Origin of the sequence: Arsenicibacter rosenii (assembly GCF_001870735.1) — a bacterium.
In the GTDB taxonomy this organism is placed as follows: Bacteria; Bacteroidota; Bacteroidia; order Cytophagales; family Spirosomataceae; genus Arsenicibacter; species Arsenicibacter rosenii.
Genome location: NZ_MORL01000121.1, coordinates 1 through 1,700, shown reverse-complemented (window position 1 = coordinate 1,700; position 1,700 = coordinate 1). Strand labels below are relative to the sequence as shown.

The window sequence follows — 1,700 nt, the reverse complement described above, 5'->3', positions numbered from 1 at the left end:
GGGTTGATGTAGTAACGGGAAAAGTCGCTGTCTATCACCAACGCAGGCAGGCAGACCGTACCGACGGGGTAATCCTGACCCCCAATCAGCGCGTCACCTTCTACGAGCAGGAGGCTCACTTCGTAACCGGACTGGTAGACGCTCCGAAAATGATACCGGTACCGAAAGAAACCCGGAAGCCTGTTTCCTTTCACTATAACGACACTCCGCTTTCCGACGTCATCCACCACCTGGAACAGGCCTACGGCATTGCCATTGAAGTTGAAAACGAGGCGCTTACTAACTGCCAGTTGACGGCAAATCTCAATGATCAGCCCCTGTTTACCCAGCTGGACCTGATCTGTGCCGCCTTACACATGGAGTACGAAGTCAGGGGAACAACGATTCTGTTCAGCGGGAAAGGCTGCCAGGAATAACCAGTGCGATTTACCAATCTATACTAAACGCTTACTTTCATGAAACAAAAAATTACCACTGATGCCGATACCCTGCCAGTTGTCAGGGGGTCGTTTCTGAGTGTCTGTTTGTTCTTCATGCTTTTGTGCATACACCCGCTCATGTCCGCAGCGGCTTCGGCACAGGAGTTGCTGAGCAGACCCGTAACCTTAAAAGTTGAAAAACAACGGCTCCGCACTGTCCTCGGCCTGATTGAGCAACAGACGGAGAGCCGCTTCGTCTACAGTTCCAAAACAATTGGCGCCGACAGACAGGTAACGCTTTCTGTCAGCAGCAAACGCCTGCACGACGTACTGGACGAACTGCTTAAACCGCTCCGGCTGACGTACCGGATTCTGGGCGGTCAGATTGTCCTCGACAATATGGGCGACCACAAGGCCGACGATACCAATGAGGCCGGTATCATCACAGGCGCTGCCGTGGATCATACCATTACAGGCACGGTTACCGATGAAAAAGGGTCCGGTATGCCAGGGGTTAGTGTCGTGCTCAAAGGATCGAATCGCGGCGCATCAACCGACGCCAACGGGCAATACCGGCTTTCTGTCCCCGACGGCGACAATGTGATCCTGACGTTTTCTTTCGTTGGGTACCAGAGCCAGGAGGTAGCGGTGGGTAAACGGACTACCGTAAACCTGAAAATGACACCGGATATCAGTTCGCTGGAAGAGGTGGTTGTCATTGGTTACGGAGCCGTCCGGAAAAAGGACCTTACCGGCTCTGTTGTGCAGTTGAAAAGTGAACAGCTGAAAGAGGTACCGACGGCAAACGTGCTGGAAGCCGCACAGGGCAAAATTGCCGGGGCCGATATTGTCCGGTCGAGCGGTCAGGCGGGTGCCCGTGTGAACATTACCATCCGTGGTAACCGGTCGATTGGCGGCAACAACTCCCCGCTCATTATCGTCGACGGTATTCAGTACGGTAACCTGGAAGACATTAATGCCAACGACATTGAATCCATGGAAATCCTGAAAGATGCCTCGTCGATTGCGATTTACGGGTCACGGGGTGCCAACGGGGTTATTCTGATTACGACCAAAAAAGGCCGCACCGGCAAACCGGATATCTCGTTTAATACCTATGCCGGTATTTCGCAGGTGACGATGTATCCCAAAGCAATGGATCTCAACGGATTCCGCGACCTGAAGCGGGAAGCCTGGCGGGCAGCGGGGGTCTGGAAAAGTCCGGCAGACGATCCGCTCATTTTCACCAACGTTGCCGAATATCAGGCTTTGCAAAACGGC

2 protein-coding genes are annotated in these 1,700 nt (G+C 53.4%); both read left to right on the top strand.

Features of this window, described 5'->3' with window-relative positions; translation table 11 throughout:
- A partial coding sequence (locus tag BLX24_RS30215) for a DUF4974 domain-containing protein (protein ID WP_143092918.1) occupies window positions 1–416 on the top strand: 416 nt, incomplete at its 5' end.
- 39 nt (window positions 417–455) lie between these two features.
- The coding region (locus BLX24_RS30210) for a SusC/RagA family TonB-linked outer membrane protein (RefSeq protein ID WP_177225977.1) at window positions 456–1,700 on the top strand (1,245 nt) is incomplete at its 3' end.